Below are 19,762 nucleotides of genomic sequence, written 5' to 3'. Positions count from 1 at the left end.
GGCGCGTAGGGGCCGTTATGGGGTGGGCGGAGGGCGTTCGGCCCGCACCTGTTTGAGCGCAGCGAGTTTGCGGGCCGCCCGGAGCCCACCCCATTACGGCCCCTACGCGCCTGCACGCATTGCAGCACCCAACCCCCCGCCCCACCCGCCTCCGTGCGAGAACAAGCCGTGTCGCTTTTGCGATGGCAAAAACCCCTTTATGGCCGGAGAATTCAATATCTGGCGGAGATTCTGTTGCATCGAAATCGCTGCAGGGTCGATTATCCCTCGTAGAGGCACGGCATGCCGTGCCCTCGCGGGCTGATAGGGGCTGTTCGGGCACGGCGTGCCGTGCCCCTACGAAGCGTGAAAGGTGCCATCTGATAGACCATCTCCGCCCCTGGCGTCAAGGTTGAAAAAATTCGGGCCGGAAAACGCATCGTGGCCGGGCTCAAAGGCGAAGAGCTGATTATCAGGGGTACCGAGGACGGCAAAACCGCATTGAACTTTCAATGGGATTATCCCGGCAGGGAAAACGACAATCATCATCCCCGCATCGGCTTTATGATGGATTCCGAAGACGGACGACTGGAAGAGAAGCTCGCCCTGTGGGATGCCGTGCTGAACGCCATGCGCCCGGCCGGCCGATAGCCGTCATAAGGACGAGAAACAATCGACACAGGAAACCCTATCAATGGCCGGATGTGCCGCTTCCTACTTTACGATGGGCAAAATACGGCGAAACTCATCCGTGTTGGCCCGCCGGGCCCACTGGAAGATGACGATTTCCGTCGTGCTGATGATCGCCCCGGCATCCCGCAGGATGCCGATGGCCCGATCGCGGTTTTCGACCGCCCGGGAGCCCACCGCGTCGGCCACCAGGTGCAACTGAAAGCCTGCCTGGATCAGGTCCAGGCAGGTCTGCAGCACGCACACGTGAGTTTCCATGCCCACGACCACGATCTTGGGGCGTTGGTAGGCCCGCACCGTGAGCAGGAAGTCGGGCTCCAGGCAGGCGCTGAAGTGCTCCTTGTGAAACACGCGCGGTGCTTCGATACCCTCCAGCACCTCCGCGATAGTGCCCCCCAACCCCTTGGCATACTGCTCCGTCAGCAGGATCGGCACCCCCAATTGCCCGGCGGCCGCGGTCAACTGCCGGATTTTTGCCGCAATCGGCTGCCACCCGTTCATCACCTTGAGCATGGCCTGCTGCACGTCGATGATCAACAGCAGGCTCTCCTGTCGTTCGGCCGCATATAGATGTCGCTCCATAGGGCACCTCCCTGGTCAGTCTTCTAATTCGCTAATTCAGAATCATCATAAACGACACCGGTAAAGGTGGCAATCGCGACAGACATTGTTTCAATTATCCTCCGATGATACGCTCTAAAAACCCAATAAGTTGGATGCTGAGAAATATGGAGCGGCCACGGACGTGCAGGACCCTCTGGAGCTGCTCAGCGACGAGAAAATCGACCCCTATGCGGATCGTCATGGAAGGCTGAACCACGAATGGACACGAATGAACACAAATTGCTGGCGTTGCTGGCCAAGGGCGAGGGAGTTGATATCGAGTTCAAGGCCTGCCGCGATCAGATTCCGAAATCGGTGTATGAGACCGTTTGTGCTTTCCTGAACCGCCATGGAGGAACGTTATTGCTCGGAGTGTTGGACGACGGGACAATCCAGGGCATAGTACCTGATGCTCTCGAACAGGTGCGCAAGGATTTCGTAACCGCCATCAACAACCCGCAGAAGCTGACGCCGCCGACCTACCTCTCCATGGACGATGCCGAGCTGGACGGCAAAAAGCTGCTTCACATTTATGTGCCCGAAAGCTCCCAGGTCCACCGCTGCAATGGACGCATCTACGACCGCAACGAGGACGGCGATCTGGACATTACGGATCATACCGTGCAGGTGGCTCAACTTTACCAACGCAAGCAGGCCAACTATAGCGAAAACCGAATCTATCCATGGATACAACCGGGTGACCTTCGAGCGGATCTGATAGAGCGTTGCCGCCGTTATGTTCGCATCAACAAACCGCGGCATCCTTGGGGGAATATGCAGGATATCGATTTAATTAAAAGTGCCCAGCTCTATCAAGCGCACCCGGAAACTGGCAAGATGGGCGTAACATTGGCCGGTGTGATGCTGCTGGGAACCGACGACCTTATCCTCAAGGTCTGCCCGCCGCATCGAACCGATCTGATTCTCCGCAAAGTTAATACCGACCGTTACGATGACCGCGATCTGGTCATAACCAACCTCATCGACAGTTATGATCGCATCCTCGACTTTGTCAAAAAGCACCTGCCCGATCCCTTCTATCTGGAAGGCACCGAACGTCGCAGCCTACGCGATTCCATCTTCCGAGAGGTGGCATCAAACCTTCTCATTCACCGTGAATACACCAGTGGTGCTACGACGCGTCTTATCATCGAATATGGTCGCGTAGTAACCGACAACCCAAGCCGTCCCCATGGTTTTGGTCGCTTGGACCCGGCAACAACGGTTCCTTTTCAAAAGAATCCGGTGATCGGGGCGTTCTTTAGGCAAATCGACCGTGCAGATGAACTGGGCTCGGGGATGCGAAAAATGATGCTCTACGGTAAAATATATGGCGATGCCGACCCCGAGCTGACTGAAGGAGAAATCTTCCGCATGGTGATCAGTGTACCTGAATTCGGAGCAAACCCGGCGGAGGTTCCACATATCGTTTCCGCTACCCAAGTATCTGGACAAGTCACAGGGCAAGTCACAGGGCAAGTCACAGGGCAAGTCACAGGGCAAGTCACAGGGCAAGTCCTCAACCTGCTCAAGGTTGCTAAAGGGGAACAGAGCCGAAAGGAATTAATGGAAACCATGGGGCTTACAGGCAGAGACAATTTTGAAAAGCTATATCTTCGCCCCGCGCTGGACGCCGAACTGATAGAAATGACTATCCCCGACAAACCGAACAGTCGCCTACAGAAATACCGGTTAACGGAAAAAGGCAGGAAAATGGTCACGGGCCGTGCGACATGATGCGTCGCGAGTCACAAATCGCGCATTGAGGATTGCAATATGAAACAAGATCTGCTTCAAGTGGCAATTGAACTGCTCGACTTAGCCAAAGGCCAATCGCGATAGAGAATCGTTCTCTCGTTATGGAAAACTTTTGTTTGGTATTTTTCCTGAAAGAGTTGAACATTGTGGGCCGCATCGACGCCCCTCCAGCACCTCGGCGATGGTGCCCCCCAACCCCTTGGCATACTGCTCCGTCAGCAGAATCGGCACCTCCAATTGACCGGCGGCCGCCGTCAATTGCCGGATCCTCGCGGTAATCGGCTGCCACCCGTTCATCACCTTGAGCATGGCCTGCTGCACGTCGATGATCAGCAGCAGGCTCTCCTGTCGTGTGGCCACGAAGGGATGCCGTTCCATGGTGCCTCCTTTGATGGGTGACCTGTTTAGGTTCTCTGAAGGCATTGTAGTTGCTGATCTCGCGAACCGCAACACCTGCGGGCGGTCGAGCCGGCAAGTGATGGCGATTCGAACAAAATACCACGCCACGGGTCAGAAAATTCTCGACCTCGCGTGCTTTGCCGATTATGGTTCAAGCATCCAATATCCATGGAATCAATGGCAAGTGCGGACGGTCACGCGACCTCCCTCCCAAACGACCGCGCACCTTGAAAATCAGGCGAAATATTTCCAACGTGTGACCTGATCTGTCAAAAAGGTTTGCTATGATCCGCTTAAAATGGCCTTTCCACCAACTTTTCAACAACAGCAAAGAGGCCTGGTATGGCTCCTGATCTTTTCGCGCACAGTATACCGGGCCAACCGGTGTCGGCTTGGCAGCCGCTTGACGTGCATTTGCGGAATGTCGCCCAACGGGCGGCGGAGTTCGCGCGCCCCTTCGGCGCCCACCATTGGGCCTGGTTGGCCGGCGCGCACCACGATGTCGGCAAGGGCACCCTCGTCTGGCAGGCCTATCTGCGCCATGCCAATGCCGTAATGGATGAATTGGCGATGCATTACAACGGACGGATCGAACATGCCGCCATCGGCGCGCTACAACTTTTCCGCTACGCTCCGGAAGCAGGAAAACTGCTGGCCTACTGCGTAGCGGGTCACCACGGTGGATTGGGCAATTGGTGCGGCCCCGAGGATGATTCGTTGAAGGCCAAGTTGGAACAACAATGGCCGCCAACGCATTTATCCATGGAAGAGAAGGAGTTTCCCCGTCAATTGCCGCTGGCGGCCACGAATGGTGAGCGGTTTGGTTTTCAAATCCAATTTTTCGTACGCATGCTGTTTTCCTGTCTGGTGGACGCCGATTTCCTGGACACCGAAGCGGCCATGGACCCCTTGAGGGCCGGAGAACGATCCCAATATCCCGACCTTCCCTCGTTGCACCGAACCTTCCGGCAGCATTTCAATGCATTGCGCGCTAACGCCGAAAGCACGCTCGTCAATGTGCATAGAGAGACGGTTTTATCCGACTGCCTGGCGGCGGCCGAGGCACCCGAGGGACTTTTCTCCCTGACCGTACCCACCGGCGGCGGCAAGACCTTGGCTTCACTGGCCTTCGCGCTGGCGCACGCCCTGCGACACAATAAGCGGCGCATCATCTATGTGATACCGTTCACCAGCATCATTGAACAGAATGCGGCCGTCTTCCGGTCCATGTTGGGCGAGGGAGCCGTACTCGAACACCACTGTCAATTCACCATCGACGACGCGGATCGACACACCCGTCTGGCGGCTGAAAACTGGGACGCTCCCATTGTGGTCACCACCAATGTGCAATTTTTCGACTCCTTCTTTGCCCGTAAACCTTCGCGGTGCCGCAAATTGCACAACGTGGCGGACAGCGTGGTTATTTTCGATGAGGTGCAGGCCATCCCCGTCGAAAAATGGCGGCCTTGCCTGGAGGTGGTGCGCGAACTGGCATTGAATTACAAAGTCAGCGCAGTGCTTTGCACCGCCACGCAGCCGGCCGTACACAAATGCGACGCTTTCCCGGCGGGACTCGAAGGGGTGAGTGAAATCATCAGAGATGTACCGGCCTTGTTCAGCGCATTGAAAAGGACCCGCGAAACCTTCATCGGGGATATGACCGTGGCCGATTTGGCCTCGGCGCTGATGACCCACCCACAGGCGTTGTGCGTGGTCAACACACGCCAACAGGCGTTGGATCTGTTCGACGCCTTGCCCTCGGAAGATGGGCATTTCCACCTGAGCGCACTGATGTATCCGGCGCACCGTTCCCGCGTGTTCGCAGCCATTCGCGACAGGTTGGACAAGGGACGCCCGTGTCGGGTCGTCAGCACGCAACTGATCGAAGCAGGCGTGGATGTGGATTTTGCCTGCGTTTATCGCGCCATCAGCGGTATCGACAGCATCGCGCAAGCCGCCGGCCGCTGTAATCGGAACGGTCGGAATGCAACCGCCGGCCCCGTGTATGTTTTCAAACCGGCCGAGGCCTCGGATCATGGCCATTTCAGAATGGCGGCCCAATCGGCCCGCAAGCTGTTCGACCGTTACGACGGTGATCTGACCACGCCGCAATGCGTCCGGGACTATTTCGACGACTACTTTTGGAAGAACGCCCACCGCATGGATGCCGACGGCATCCTGGAACATTGCAACGCGGCATACCGGGGGGAGATTCAATTCAAGGATATCGCCGCCTTCCAGATGATTCAAAGCGCGACGCTGCCGATAATCGTCGCTCTTGAACCGGAAGCCGCAACGCTGGTGGACCAATTGACGTTTGCCGGTCCTGCCCGTTCGCTTCTGCGCAAGCTGCAACCCTACACCGTACAAATCTACCCGCACCAAATGAACGAACTCCACGACTGGCTGGAGAATCCCTTGCCGGGCCTGTGGGTGTTGCGCTCCGAACAACGCTATTCGGCGCGCACCGGGATTGAATGCGCGCCACCGGAAGGGGAAGTATTTTTCGGATAAAGGAGGATTCCATGAGTTATGGCGTCAAACTGAAAGTGTGGGGGCCGTATGCCCTGTTTACACGACCGGAAATGAAGGTGGAACGGGTCTCCTATGATGTGATGACCCCCTCGGCCGCAAGAGGTATTCTGGAAGCTGTTTACTGGAAACCCGAAATCCGCTGGGTGGTGGACCGCATCCATGTGCTCAAGCCCATTCGATTCACGAACATCCGCCGTAACGAAGTCGCCGGCAAGGCCGCCATCACAGCCAAAACCATGAAAGAGGGCGACCGGCCGGTGCATCTGTTCATTGAAGAAGACCGCCAGCAAAGGGCCTCCATGGTTTTGCAGGATGTGTCCTATGTCATCGAAGCCCATTTCGAAGCCGCCGGAAAAAACCGGGAGGACCCCGGCAAGCACTTGGCCATGTTTGAACGCCGGGCAAGGAAAGGGCAGTGTTTTCAACGGCCTTATCTGGGGTGCCGCGAATTTGCCGCCGATTTCGAATGGTGCGATACACCACCTGCCTCGGCCTTGACCGACCGCCAGGACCTGGGGTTCATGCTCCATGACATCGACTTCGAGGAGGGTATGTCGCCCACTTTTTTCCGGGCAATCCTGGACAACGGCGTGATGGATTGTCGAAAGGAGGTGGTGGCGTGATCTTCCAGTCCCTGATCGCTCTCTATGATCGCCTCGCCCCTGCCGGTAAGGTGCCTCCATTCGGGTTCAGCGAAGAGGACATCGGATTTGCCATCACCATAGACCGGGAAGGACGCCTGATCGGCCAACCCGAGGACCTGCGCATCAAAACCAATCCCAACAGCTATGCCTACCGGACCTCCTTCGTGCCCTATTCGAACAGTGTCAACGTGCGTTCCAGCGGGGCTGCCGAGGTGCCCAACTTCATGGTGGACAAACCGGACTACATATTCGGTATGTCCGGCACAACTGAGAAAAAAGTTCATCGCGAGAGTTTCGAAGCACTCATCCACGAGGTGTGCGGCGATACGAACGATGCGGGTGTCGCGGCCGTGAAGCATTTCATGCAACGCTGGAATCCCCTGGACGCCATCCATCTGGACAACTGGAAGGAGATGTGCGGGCCCAACGGCAAATGGGTCGCCTTCCGCCTCGAAGGGGAGCGGGGTTTCATCCATGAAAGGCCGGCTGTGCGCGATCTGTGGTCGGCCCACGTCGCCGCACGTGAATATCCCGAAGGCGTTTGCTTCGTAGACGGCCGCCGACAGCCGATCCAGGGCCAATATGCCCAATTCAAATTCGGTTCAGGCGCCTCCCTCGTCTCTTTCAACGAGAAGGCCTATGAATCTTATGGTAAAAATCGGGGCGCCAACGCACCTATCGGCGTCGCGGCGGAATTCAAAAGCGCCGCGGCATTGAAATACCTTTTGCGCAGCAAAACGCAACGGCTGCGCATCGCCGACGCCACCACCGTGTTCTGGACCGAACGGGAAAGCGCCGTCGAGACGTTCATGGGCCAGGTGTTGAATCCCTCCCAAACCAGCGCGGACGATCTACCAGTGCGCAAATTCCTTGAAGCAGTGCGCGCGGGCCGCATGCCATCGGCCATTGCGGACGATGCCGCGTTGCGGTTCTACATCCTGGGTCTTTCCCTGAACAAGGCCCGGTTGGCCGTACGATTCTGGCACGTTTGCTCCGTGGACGACATGCTGCGACGCTTGCAAACCCACTTCCATCAACTGGCAATGGTGCGTGGCTCGGAGCGTGACATGCCTTTTCCCGGGGTATGGCATTTGCTCAATGAAACCGCCCGCGAAACCAAGGACATTTCACCATTGCTTGGCGGCGCATTGACGCGAGCGATTCTCACCGGCGGACGCTATCCGCAAAACCTGTTTCAAGGCGTCATGGGGCGCATCCGCGCCGAACAAGCCCGGAAAACCAACAGCGGTCAATCCTTGCCCAACGTTACCTATTTGAGGGCATCCATATTGAAAGCCGTACTGCAACGCAACCATCAAAAGGAGGTGCCGATGTCACTGGACCCGGAGAGAAGGGAAGTCGCATATTTACTGGGACGCCTGTTCGCCGCCCTGGAGAAAGCACAACTGGATGCATTGGGCAAAATCAACGCCACCATCAAGGACCGCTTCTTCAGCGCGGCATCCGCAACACCCGCCGCGGTATTTCCCCGTTTGCTGCGCCTGTCCCAGCACCACATCGAAAAATCCGACTACGGCCATGTGTCCGAACGTCGCATCGCCGACATCATGGAACACATCGACCGCTTTCCGAGCCACCTGGGGCTCGAAGACCAGGGCTTGTTCGCTATTGCCTACTACCAGCAAAAAAACGCATTCTTCAAACGCAACATAGAAAATGAACTGAAGGAGGAAAACAATGGGTGAAGGGATCAAGAACCGCTACGATTTCGTGCTGCTCTTCGACGTTAAAAATGGAAATCCCAACGGTGACCCCGATGCCGGGAACCTGCCGCGCATAGATCCTGAGACGGGCCATGGCATCGTCACGGACGTGTGCCTGAAACGGAAGGTGCGCAACTACACGGAACTGACCAAAAAGAACCAGACCCCCTACCACATCTATGTGCAAGAAAAGGCCGTACTCACCGAGCGCCGAGCCCCTGCCTACGAAGCCGTTGCCGACGAAAAGGACAAAGCCGCCAAAATCAGCAAGGCAAAAGCGTGGATGTGTCACAATTTTTTCGACGTTCGCACATTCGGCGCGGTGATGTCGGCCAAAGACAACAACTGCGGACAGGTTCGCGGGCCGGTGCAACTGGCGTTCGCCCAAAGCATCGACCCGATAGTCTCTTTAGAAGCCAGCATTACCCGCATGGCAGTGGAAACCCGCAAGGAAGCAGATGCACAAGGTGGCGACAACCGCACCATGGGCCGCAAAACCTATGTGCCCTACGGATTGTATCGACTCCACGGTTTTATATCGGCACCTCTGGCAAACCAAACCGGATTTTGCGAAGATGATCTGGACCATCTTTGGAACGCCCTGCGCAATATGTTCGACCATGACCGGTCGGCGGCACGGGGTGAAATGGCCGCACAGAAACTGATTGTTTTCAAGCATGCCGGCGAGCTGGGCAACGCTCCGGCCCACAAACTGTTCCAACTGGTGCAAGTGCGCAAGCAAATTGACGATAAACCCCCAAGGGATTTCAGCGATTATGAAGTCACCATTGCGCAGAATGCGGTCCCCCAAGGGGTTGAAGTAATGGAATTGCTGTAGTCGATTCTCCCTTGCACGCAAAATCGAACGACCGCCGGAAGGGAGGTCACATGTTCAGCGAAGCGTCGCTTCTACCGCTTTCAGCCCTTCAGCACCTGCTCTATTGCGAGCGCCAGTGCGCCTTGATCCACATTGAACAGGCATGGGTGGAAAACCGTTATACCGCCGAAGGACGCTTGCTGCATGATCGCGTGGACATCCCTCGCTCCGAATCCCGCAGGGACATCCGCCAAGCCTTCGCAGTGGCGCTGTGCTCTTCGCGGCTCGGTTTAGTGGGCAAAGCCGATGTTGTCGAATTTCACCGCGTCCAGACTGAAACAACATCCGCGGGTTCGCGCAGTTGGCGGCCTTTTCCGGTGGAGTATAAGCGGGGCCGACCCAAAAAGCGGAACCATGACAAGGTTCAATTGTGTGCCCAGGCGCTATGCCTGGAAGAAATGCTCTCCACGGAAGTCCCCGAGGGAGCGCTGTACTATGGAAAAATTCGACGACGGACAAAGGTTGCTTTCGATGCCTCCCTGCGCCGCCAAACCGAAGCCGCCGCCCAACGGTTGCACGCCTTGGTGTCCGGGAGGCGGACACCACCGGCCGTCTATTCGCCTGCTTGCGACAACTGTTCGTTCCTTGAAAGCTGCCTGCCGAAAACCTTGAATCGCCGTTCATCGGTGCGCCAATACTTGAAGGAGGTGATCGACCTACAGTGAAGAAGCATCTAAACACACTCTTCGTCACCACCCAAGGCGCCTACCTGAACAAGGAAGGAGAAACCGTCAAGGTGTCCGTCGAAGGAGAAAAGCGCATTCAGCTGCCTTTGCACACCCTCGACAACATCGTCTGCTTCGGCCGCGTCACCTGCAGCCCGTTTTTGATGGGGTTTTGCGCGGAAAACAACGTGGGCCTGAGTTTTTTGACGAATAACGGGCGCTTCCTGGCCCGTGTGCAGGGACCGGTATCGGGCAACGTGCTGCTGCGACGGGAACAGTACCGCAGGGCGGACGACCCCGCCTCATCAGGGGCCATGGCCGGGTTTTTCCTGACCGGCAAAATCGCCAATACGAGAACCGTAATGCAACGGGCCCTGCGCGACCACGGCGACAAAATCCCAAGCGATACGATCCAAAAAGCCATCGCCCTGTTGGCCGGCGCCCTCAAGCGGCTGCCTGATGTCGATAACCTGGACACCCTGCGCGGTATTGAAGGCGACACGGCACGCTGCTATTTCAGTGTGTTCGATCACCTGATCGTTCATCAAAAAATTGCGTTCGCCTTCAATGGTCGCAATCGGCGCCCGCCGCGAGACAATGTGAACTGTTTGCTCTCTTTTCTGTATACTCTGATGTTGAACGATATCCGCTCAGCCTTGGAATGCGTAGGCCTGGACCCGGCCGTCGGTTTTCTGCACCGTGATCGGCCCGGCAGGCCCGGCCTGGCCCTGGACATGATGGAGGAGTTTCGCCCTTTCCTCGCTGATCGACTGGCACTTACATTGATCAACCTCGGCCAAGTGGAGGCCAAAGGCTTCCACACATCCGAAACCGGCGCCGTGACCATGTCCGCATCAACGCGCAAGGCAATCATCTTGTCGTATCAAAAACGCAAACAGGACACCATCATGCATCCGTTCATCAAGGAGAAAGTGGCCGTGGGCGCACTGTTTCACATTCAGGCGCTGTTACTGGCCCGTTGTCTCAGGGGCGATCTGGACGGCTATCCGCCTTTTGTCTGGAGGTGATTTCAGATGATGGTATTGATCAGCTACGATGTCGCCACATCGGAAGAAGGGGGTGCCCGTCGCTTGCGCAATGTGGCCAAGATCTGCAAAAATTACGGTCAGCGGGTACAGTACTCGGTCTTCGAATGCGTCGTCACGCCGGCACAATGGACCATGCTGCGGCACCAATTGAAAACGGCCATCGACCCGACCTCCGACAGTCTTCGTTTTTATTTCCTCGGCGCCAATTGGCGGCGCCGCATCGAACACATTGGCGCCAAAGCCGCTTTCGACCAGGAGGGCCCATTAATCGTCTGAACGCGCGCGAACCCCCGGTACCCATAAAAAGCCCGGCAGGTTCGCGCAAACACATCTTTTTGAATTTAAGAGAGAAATTGCTTTCGGGAGGGGCGAAACAACCACGGATCATCCTGAAGAGTGCTCCTTCGCGGATTCGGTGAGTAATTCATTGAGTTTTCAAGTTGATAAATGATGAGCGGTCGCTCCCCGCGCGGGAGCGTGGATTGAAACTCGTCCATTGGGGCGGCTTCTCCATCATCGTGAGTCGCTCCCCGCGCGGGAGCGTGGATTGAAACTGATACTTTCCGATCAAGTCGCCGAACAGTTCCTGTCGCTCCCCGCGCGGGAGCGTGGATTGAAACAGAATGGCAACGCAGTTTTTGCCGGACACATCGAGTCGCTCCCCGCGCGGGAGCGTGGATTGAAACACGGGGCCGGGAGATGACACCATCGACATCGAGGGGTCGCTCCCCGCGCGGGAGCGTGGATTGAAACGTCGAACTCAGTAATTGTCACGGCACATTCCGTGGTCGCTCCCCGCGCGGGAGCGTGGATTGAAACCAATCCAGCGGCCCGATAAAAGCATTGCCGCTGGCGGTCGCTCCCCGCGCGGGAGCGTGGATTGAAACCAGTCGATATACTGTGCCGTCAGGCCGCCAGCCGTGTCGCTCCCCGCGCGGGAGCGTGGATTGAAACAACGGCAATGTGTATGAGAGCACAATCGATGCCAAGTCGCTCCCCGCGCGGGAGCGTGGATTGAAACTTCTACGCCCTATACCACATCGCCTCCACCGGGCGTCGCTCCCCGCGCGGGAGCGTGGATTGAAACTGGGGGTAGTGTAGTGATTTGGGCTGCAATGCGGGGTCGCTCCCCGCGCGGGAGCGTGGATTGAAACTGTGCTTGGGCAGGCGATTAGCGACATCTTCGGGGAGTCGCTCCCCGCGCGGGAGCGTGGATTGAAACACCCAATCGAACATCTTGTCCGCGGCATTTTCAAGGTCGCTCCCCGCGCGGGAGCGTGGATTGAAACAAGTCTTGAATCCATATTGTTGCGCTCAAGTTCGGGTCGCTCCCCGCGCGGGAGCGTGGATTGAAACAAGCGTGACTTGTTTGGGTGCGTCCAGTATCCACGTCGCTCCCCGCGCGGGAGCGTGGATTGAAACTCCTACACTATCGGCCAGTTGACGGCCTTGACAAGTCGCTCCCCGCGCGGGAGCGTGGATTGAAACTTTGCGTCCTGTACCGCCTTTTCGACCATGTTTTTGTCGCTCCCCGCGCGGGAGCGTGGATTGAAACCATAGCGTCATGATGGACTCCTTAAGTGGTTTCCCGTCGCTCCCCGCGCGGGAGCGTGGATTGAAACCATGCTTCGGAAGCGATCCGCGACTTCAAGCATTAGGTCGCTCCCCGCGCGGGAGCGTGGATTGAAACGCTTGAAATGCCGGTTGCCAATATCTGCGAGCGGTCGCTCCCCGCGCGGGAGCGTGGATTGAAACCCCGGCCTGATAGCCGACCTTGCGGTCAACGTCGGTCGCTCCCCGCGCGGGAGCGTGGATTGAAACGATTTGTGTGTGTGGCTGGGCGGTGGCCTGCGGGGTCGCTCCCCGCGCGGGAGCGTGGATTGAAACACGCCACCACACCCCGATGCGCTCTTGCAGTTTCGTCGCTCCCCGCGCGGGAGCGTGGATTGAAACTGGATCGCGCCCGCGGGCCTGGATGATTTCCTGCGTCGCTCCCCGCGCGGGAGCGTGGATTGAAACTCGGCGACAATAGTGGACCCGCCATGCAGGTGCGGTCGCTCCCCGCGCGGGAGCGTGGATTGAAACGCGGGCGGTTGTGGCCTGCGCTTCGGCGGTGGTGTCGCTCCCCGCGCGGGAGCGTGGATTGAAACATATCGATTACTTCCGCGTCGCGCACTGCAAATATCGTCGCTCCCCGCGCGGGAGCGTGGATTGAAACGGTTCGTGGGAAACCACTTAAGGAGTCCATCATGAGTCGCTCCCCGCGCGGGAGCGTGGATTGAAACCACAGCCGGATCGCGCTGTCGGCGCGCGTCTCGGGTCGCTCCCCGCGCGGGAGCGTGGATTGAAACCCATCTGCTTCGACAAAGACACTCATGCGGGCATGGTCGCTCCCCGCGCGGGAGCGTGGATTGAAACTTGAACAACATGCTACGGCTCATAGACGCAAAAGGTCGCTCCCCGCGCGGGAGCGTGGATTGAAACAGGCAGGACGCCGCAAAGCTCGGCATTGAAATCGAGTCGCTCCCCGCGCGGGAGCGTGGATTGAAACAGCTCGCATGCTCGACGAGTACCGGCACTATGTGGTCGCTCCCCGCGCGGGAGCGTGGATTGAAACAAACGGAGGATACCGCCGATGCACGCGCACTCCGCAAGTCGCTCCCCGCGCGGGAGCGTGGATTGAAACCTTATAATGCAACGCGCGTTTGATTCCGGGTCCGGTCGCTCCCCGCGCGGGAGCGTGGATTGAAACTTAGGGTTAATCATCACCGTGCCGTTGCATCTGATGTCGCTCCCCGCGCGGGAGCGTGGATTGAAACAAATTATCAAATACGGTGGGGATAAAATTAAAAAGTCGCTCCCCGCGCGGGAGCGTGGATTGAAACCATTGCAAAACACTGTTCGCCGGAAACATTGAGGTCGCTCCCCGCGCGGGAGCGTGGATTGAAACCTGAGACCTCGCGGCGTCTGCAAAGCCGGCAAACGTCGCTCCCCGCGCGGGAGCGTGGATTGAAACCGGCGCAGGTCGTCCGCCGATTTGCCGTGCTTGGTGGTCGCTCCCCGCGCGGGAGCGTGGATTGAAACTTGGTCTCCAGGTAGGGCAGGCGCTGACCGTTCAAGTCGCTCCCCGCGCGGGAGCGTGGATTGAAACTCGCTCTGGTCACTTCGCGCACTTCGGGCTGGGGTCGCTCCCCGCGCGGGAGCGTGGATTGAAACAGGCAGGACGCCGCAAAGCTCGGCATTGAAATCGAGTCGCTCCCCGCGCGGGAGCGTGGATTGAAACAGCTCGCATGCTCGACGAGTACCGGCACTATGTGGTCGCTCCCCGCGCGGGAGCGTGGATTGAAACACATGCACCTTGTCGTCTACCAATGGAAAGCCAAGTCGCTCCCCGCGCGGGAGCGTGGATTGAAACTTTCCGTTATGGGCCTTCTGCTCCTTGGATACGGTCGCTCCCCGCGCGGGAGCGTGGATTGAAACAACTGTCGCTCGAATCCGGATGTCAAGCCCTCAAGTCGCTCCCCGCGCGGGAGCGTGGATTGAAACTTTGGAAAGAAGGGCGCCCTCGGCCTTGCTGCGGTGTCGCTCCCCGCGCGGGAGCGTGGATTGAAACAAGCTTCGCATCCGGCGCAACACCAGCGTCAACGAGTCGCTCCCCGCGCGGGAGCGTGGATTGAAACGCGGGTGTCCGGCATGGTCACGCCGAGGCCGTGTCGCTCCCCGCGCGGGAGCGTGGATTGAAACTGGGTCAAGGGCGGCGATTGCCCGTACATAAGCCTGTCGCTCCCCGCGCGGGAGCGTGGATTGAAACGAGCTTTGCCGCGACCACCTCGGGCCGCGTTGCTGTCGCTCCCCGCGCGGGAGCGTGGATTGAAACAAAATTGTCGAAAGCCACGCGTTCGGCCATGTTGAAGTCGCTCCCCGCGCGGGAGCGTGGATTGAAACTGTACTGTTTTCGATAAGTTCAAGGCTAAAATGATGTCGCTCCCCGCGCGGGAGCGTGGATTGAAACCGGACCCGGCGCCGCCCTACGGGTACGGGTCCAGTCGCTCCCCGCGCGGGAGCGTGGATTGAAACACTTGGTACCTGCAGTGGTTGACACAGCCCGCCGTCGCTCCCCGCGCGGGAGCGTGGATTGAAACTGGGGAGATACAATAGGCCAACATGGAGGAGGCGTCGCTCCCCGCGCGGGAGCGTGGATTGAAACCGGCTATATCCGCGCCGCCGGCGCCACGCAGTACGTCGCTCCCCGCGCGGGAGCGTGGATTGAAACACGGAGCCACGTCGTAAATCTCACCGCCCCCTAAGTCGCTCCCCGCGCGGGAGCGTGGATTGAAACTAGTTGATATTGAAGGCATCGGCGACCAGGTACAGTCGCTCCCCGCGCGGGAGCGTGGATTGAAACAACCGATAGGGGTCGCGGCCGGCCGGCACTTCCAGTCGCTCCCCGCGCGGGAGCGTGGATTGAAACGATGTTATGCGTTTGTAACTGTGGACAATTTGCGGTCGCTCCCCGCGCGGGAGCGTGGATTGAAACATCTCGCCGGTGTTTTCCTTTGCGCCGGACGGCAGTCGCTCCCCGCGCGGGAGCGTGGATTGAAACGATTAAACAACCCGCAAAACCCCGCTATCCGCAAGTCGCTCCCCGCGCGGGAGCGTGGATTGAAACATGACCCGCACCGATGATCGGGGCACTTTGCGCCGTCGCTCCCCGCGCGGGAGCGTGGATTGAAACGTCCATGCCCGGATGGGTGTTGATCGTGATCGGCGCGTCGCTCCCCGCGCGGGAGCGTGGATTGAAACATGGGCGGCATTACGTCGTATGAAATGAGGGAAAGTCGCTCCCCGCGCGGGAGCGTGGATTGAAACTCCGGAGAGCTTTCGACCATGGAGGACTACTACCGTCGCTCCCCGCGCGGGAGCGTGGATTGAAACCAGTTTGCCGCCATCACGCATTGCGAAAGGCACGGTCGCTCCCCGCGCGGGAGCGTGGATTGAAACAGCTAAAATTACGACCGTGTGAAGGTGGCACTCTGTCGCTCCCCGCGCGGGAGCGTGGATTGAAACACCATGGCCGTCCAGGCCGAAGTCGAGCACCTGGTCGCTCCCCGCGCGGGAGCGTGGATTGAAACCAGATACCCAATAGCGCGGCAATATTGGCCGTTGGTCGCTCCCCGCGCGGGAGCGTGGATTGAAACTCGAGCGGGAACTCAAGAGTAAGGATCAGCGGTAGTCGCTCCCCGCGCGGGAGCGTGGATTGAAACATGTTGTCCTCCTTTTGGTTGCGCTCTTAATTAAGTCGCTCCCCGCGCGGGAGCGTGGATTGAAACACCCATTGCTCTTTGTACGTTTTGCGCAATGTGACGTCGCTCCCCGCGCGGGAGCGTGGATTGAAACATTTATCCCACCCTTTCTCCGCACGTAGCACCTGGTCGCTCCCCGCGCGGGAGCGTGGATTGAAACGGCGGTGATGGACTCACCGGTAACGACGGCTTCCAGGTCGCTCCCCGCGCGGGAGCGTGGATTGAAACGGGCGGCAAGGCAGGCATACAAACGATCAGGCGGTCGCTCCCCGCGCGGGAGCGTGGATTGAAACGGCTTCGATGTCACATGCATAGCCGCCGGCATCGTCGCTCCCCGCGCGGGAGCGTGGATTGAAACCAGATCCGCGACTTTAATCAGTTGGGCGAGTCAAGTCGCTCCCCGCGCGGGAGCGTGGATTGAAACATGATCGTCGCCGCCTGTACACCCACCTGGTCCGGTCGCTCCCCGCGCGGGAGCGTGGATTGAAACGGCTCCAAGCGGGTCTATGTGGTGGACCCGGGCGGTCGCTCCCCGCGCGGGAGCGTGGATTGAAACTGACAACTCTCCTATTAAATCAAAAAACCCCGGACGTCGCTCCCCGCGCGGGAGCGTGGATTGAAACATTACGCGCTCGCGCATATCGTCCCAGGCTTTATGTCGCTCCCCGCGCGGGAGCGTGGATTGAAACACCGAACAGCTTTGACATGAGCATTTGAGCCATGTCGCTCCCCGCGCGGGAGCGTGGATTGAAACATCATCATCCGGCGGGAAGATCGCCGCACCAAGGGGTCGCTCCCCGCGCGGGAGCGTGGATTGAAACTGAAAACCTGACGGGCGGCCCGGAAAGCCGCCCTGTCGCTCCCCGCGCGGGAGCGTGGATTGAAACTCGCGGATCCGGTCGGCCAGCAGCCGCGGCTTGAGTCGCTCCCCGCGCGGGAGCGTGGATTGAAACTCGCACCATGCCGCATAGGTGGTCGGGCTACCCTGTCGCTCCCCGCGCGGGAGCGTGGATTGAAACCCTTGATTTATACGATCATAACCCTGCGTTAATGTCGCTCCCCGCGCGGGAGCGTGGATTGAAACGCTGACATGATCGATTCCTATGACGCCGACGGCGGTCGCTCCCCGCGCGGGAGCGTGGATTGAAACAGTATCTTGCAAATGAGCTGGTCGGCATCGTCCTTGTCGCTCCCCGCGCGGGAGCGTGGATTGAAACACGGGTTTTAAAACGATCTTCAACGACGTTTTTGCCGTCGCTCCCCGCCCGTGTAGATTCAGCTCTTCCGCCCGGTATCTGTTGAACCGTGCGATGGGAGTAAGGTTGGCGTCGCTATTGTGAAAAACCGCTTGGCCTTCAGCCACCGGCAACCTGTTGCCGGTGCCACCCCTGACACCCCCAACACCCCAGAAGCACCATATATCTCCACTCTTTCCGGCGACGGCGTGGGAAAATGACTACCTGATCAAAATCCTTTCCACTTGATCGCTACACGCGATTGCCCTGGTTGTCTACGATCTCAATCTTGACAAATCTGCTGATCATAACTAATAACTTCGTTCGTGGGCACCGAGGACGGGTCGCGGCCCTTTGACCCGTTGCCCTGCGCACGGCGCCGCGAAGCTGTGATGTCCTTCATGGCACCAACGAAGGCTGCGGTTGATCGCGGGCTTATCCTGCAGCCGGGCGCTCGTGCCGCCGCGACGGCATAGGGCTCGATCATTCCCGCCCCCAAAATATTCTTCCCGTAACTTTGTGGTGGCCGTAAACATCCCACCTAAACAGATTGCCCTTTAGCAATCCGGCGACCGGAAATTCGCGTCGGTGCTTATGTAGTGTCCTCCTACAAACGCATCCGGCTGATAAGCCGGTAGTAGGTAACCGCCCTCTGCGAGATCTGCAAGGTAGTCCCTGCACAGGTCAACGAGATATGCAGCTATGTACGGAAAGGTTTGATGGCGAGCGGGCGGGAGGCCGGCTGTCCCTCCATCCAAGAACCCTTGCGGGAACTCGTGCTGGCGCACCGAAAATTTCCAGCGTCGCCCGCTCTTTTCGCAAAATATTAGTTTTTGCTTTGTGGATTTGTCAAGAATGAGTTCCCTCTTGACAAATCCGCCGGCCAAGAATTACCCTTTCGCCCGAAAAGGTAGCTTCGGAAACACGGTGAATCTCCCTGCCGTAGGACGCCCATCAAAGGCGGCTCGCGTGAGGGTGAAACGGGAGCCCCTCCCGGAGCTACCAAACCATTTCATTTTTCATCACCTCGCCCGAGCGCATCAGCCGCCATCGCTCGCCGCGCGGGAGCCTGGATTGCAACACTCGGCAGGGAGGGGGTATTCTTGTAAACAGGTGGAGGGAGTAGGACGCCCCGGCTTCGCGGCGCCGTGCACGGCGCACAGATGACTTTGGGCCACGACCCGCCACCGATGATCCAGGCGGATGATTAAGCCGTGGGCGGCGGATTTGTCAAGATAGAGATCGCGGAGAACGGCGACGAAACGTCCTTCATGTCACCAACGAAGGCTGCGGTTGATGATGGGGTTATCCCACAGCCGGAAGTAGGTAACCGCCCTCTGCGAGATCGGTAAGGTAGTCCCTGCACAGGTCAACGAGATATGCAGCTAGTACGGAAAGGTTTGAAGGCGAGGGGGCGGGAGGCCGGCTGTCCCTCCATCCAGAAACCCGTTGCCGGGAGTCCGTGCTGGCGCACCGAAAATTTCCAGCGTCGCCCCCTCTTTGCGCAAAATGTTAGTTTGGTCTGTAGAATTTTCAAGAATGAGTTCACTTCGGGTATTAGTGGGTAGGCAGTTGGTTCGTTGCATCGATAGGCCAATCGGAGTACTCCACGGCGTGGTGCGCTGATTTGTCCTGCACCAAGCATCCATCACCAGACGGGCCAGTGCTGTCCTTTGAACATTCCGTGTTGAAAAACAACACCCTGAAGGACGTTTGGATATGACCGTAAAAGCTCATGATCCGGGAGTGGATGTCAAGTTACTTTCACTGGCCAATTCAGGCACAGCCCTGAAACGTGCGTTCTCCCTTAAGCATGATACCACCCCTTTAAGAAACGGGTGGCAGAGCCCCCCATCCGCTAGGCGCGGCAACCCTGCATAGCCCTCCGCGAAGAATCCACGTGGTACGGCCAGGGGAATCTCACCGTGTCGCACCCGCTTCGCTGGATTACTAATCATTGACTGTTTGACTTGTCAAGATCGGAATCGCCACAATCAACAACAATGGGGCCGGGTGATGCAATACGTGTAAACAAGTTTTAAGTTTTAAGTTTAAAGTTTTAAGTTAATGAATTCTATCGATTATATGGGTTGAAAGGTTGCATCAATTGATTGTGATGCTGATCACGCGGAATCCCCTACAGCCTATGGGCGTACCTACTACAAAGGGTATTTTTCAATTGTAAAAGTGACATCGCCTGTTCCCGCACGGAGGCGGGTGGGTCGGGGGGCCGGGTGATGCAATGCGTGCAGGCGCATAGGGGCCGTTATGGGGTGGGCGCAGGGCGTTCGGCCCGCACCT

The 19,762-nt window shown here is 58.3% G+C and carries 12 protein-coding genes and 1 CRISPR repeat array; of the genes, 10 read left to right on the top strand and 2 right to left on the bottom strand.

Annotated features, from left to right (window positions below):
* Nucleotides 1–369 precede the first annotated feature (369 nt).
* Nucleotides 370–630 (top strand): T6SS immunity protein Tli4 family protein, encoded by a 261-nt coding sequence (locus MRX98_RS21170; RefSeq protein ID WP_343217783.1) that lies wholly within the window; start codon nucleotides 370–372, stop codon nucleotides 628–630.
* A 63-nt stretch (nucleotides 631–693) separates the two neighbouring features.
* On the opposite strand, the gene MRX98_RS21165 is transcribed toward MRX98_RS21170, so the two are convergent.
* Nucleotides 694–1,251, bottom strand: coding sequence for an isochorismatase family protein (locus tag MRX98_RS21165; RefSeq protein WP_246914932.1), 558 nt, complete (start codon nucleotides 1,249–1,251; stop codon nucleotides 694–696).
* Nucleotides 1,252–1,491: 240 nt separating this feature from the next.
* On the opposite strand from MRX98_RS21165, the gene MRX98_RS21160 reads away from it, so the two are divergent.
* Nucleotides 1,492–3,009 carry an AlbA family DNA-binding domain-containing protein gene (locus MRX98_RS21160; protein ID WP_246914929.1) on the top strand — a complete coding sequence of 506 codons (1,518 nt, stop codon included), beginning with the start codon at nucleotides 1,492–1,494 and terminating at the stop codon, nucleotides 3,007–3,009.
* Between the two features lie 120 nt (nucleotides 3,010–3,129).
* On the opposite strand, the gene MRX98_RS21155 is transcribed toward MRX98_RS21160, so the two are convergent.
* Nucleotides 3,130–3,408 (bottom strand): cysteine hydrolase family protein, encoded by a 279-nt coding sequence (locus MRX98_RS21155; RefSeq protein ID WP_246914926.1) that lies wholly within the window; start codon nucleotides 3,406–3,408, stop codon nucleotides 3,130–3,132.
* 13 nt (nucleotides 3,409–3,421) lie between these two features.
* Between MRX98_RS21155 and MRX98_RS21150 the strand changes: the two genes are divergently transcribed.
* The 8 genes from MRX98_RS21150 (at nucleotide 3,422) to cas2 (ending at nucleotide 11,199) form a co-directional block, all read left to right on the top strand.
* A complete protein-coding gene (locus tag MRX98_RS21150) occupies nucleotides 3,422–3,694 on the top strand; it encodes a hypothetical protein (RefSeq protein WP_246914923.1) in 273 nt (90 codons plus the stop codon).
* A 77-nt stretch (nucleotides 3,695–3,771) separates the two neighbouring features.
* On the top strand, nucleotides 3,772–5,943 hold the full coding sequence (gene cas3 / locus MRX98_RS21145) for a CRISPR-associated helicase Cas3' (RefSeq protein WP_246914920.1): 2,172 nt from the start codon (nucleotides 3,772–3,774) through the stop codon (nucleotides 5,941–5,943).
* An 11-nt stretch (nucleotides 5,944–5,954) separates the two neighbouring features.
* Nucleotides 5,955–6,587 (top strand): type I-C CRISPR-associated protein Cas5c, encoded by a 633-nt coding sequence (gene cas5c / locus MRX98_RS21140; RefSeq protein WP_246914917.1) that lies wholly within the window; start codon nucleotides 5,955–5,957, stop codon nucleotides 6,585–6,587.
* The gene (gene cas8c / locus MRX98_RS21135; protein WP_246914914.1) at nucleotides 6,584–8,314 is read left to right on the top strand and encodes a type I-C CRISPR-associated protein Cas8c/Csd1; all 1,731 of its coding nucleotides are present in this window, start codon (nucleotides 6,584–6,586) and stop codon (nucleotides 8,312–8,314) included. The genes cas5c and cas8c overlap by 4 nt, the downstream gene beginning before the upstream one ends.
* Nucleotides 8,307–9,170 carry a type I-C CRISPR-associated protein Cas7/Csd2 gene (gene cas7c / locus MRX98_RS21130; protein WP_246914911.1) on the top strand — a complete coding sequence of 288 codons (864 nt, stop codon included), beginning with the start codon at nucleotides 8,307–8,309 and terminating at the stop codon, nucleotides 9,168–9,170. Before cas8c ends, cas7c begins: the two co-directional genes overlap by 8 nt.
* Nucleotides 9,171–9,220: 50 nt before the next feature.
* On the top strand, nucleotides 9,221–9,874 hold the full coding sequence (gene cas4 / locus MRX98_RS21125) for a CRISPR-associated protein Cas4 (RefSeq protein ID WP_246914908.1): 654 nt from the start codon (nucleotides 9,221–9,223) through the stop codon (nucleotides 9,872–9,874).
* Nucleotides 9,871–10,902, top strand: coding sequence for a type I-C CRISPR-associated endonuclease Cas1c (gene cas1c, locus MRX98_RS21120; RefSeq protein WP_246914905.1), 1,032 nt, complete (start codon nucleotides 9,871–9,873; stop codon nucleotides 10,900–10,902). Before cas4 ends, cas1c begins: the two co-directional genes overlap by 4 nt.
* Before the next feature lie 6 nt (nucleotides 10,903–10,908).
* A complete protein-coding gene (gene cas2, locus MRX98_RS21115) occupies nucleotides 10,909–11,199 on the top strand; it encodes a CRISPR-associated endonuclease Cas2 (protein WP_246914902.1) in 291 nt (96 codons plus the stop codon).
* Nucleotides 11,200–11,380: 181 nt separating this feature from the next.
* Nucleotides 11,381–17,443: a CRISPR direct-repeat array (repeat unit 32 nt; unit sequence GTCGCTCCCCGCGCGGGAGCGTGGATTGAAAC).
* Nucleotides 17,444–19,762 lie beyond the last annotated feature (2,319 nt).

It is taken from the genome of Desulfatitalea alkaliphila, assembly GCF_022968795.1.
Classification (GTDB): domain Bacteria; phylum Desulfobacterota; class Desulfobacteria; order Desulfobacterales; family Desulfosarcinaceae; genus Desulfatitalea; species Desulfatitalea alkaliphila.
This window is presented reverse-complemented; position numbering and strand designations above follow the sequence as displayed.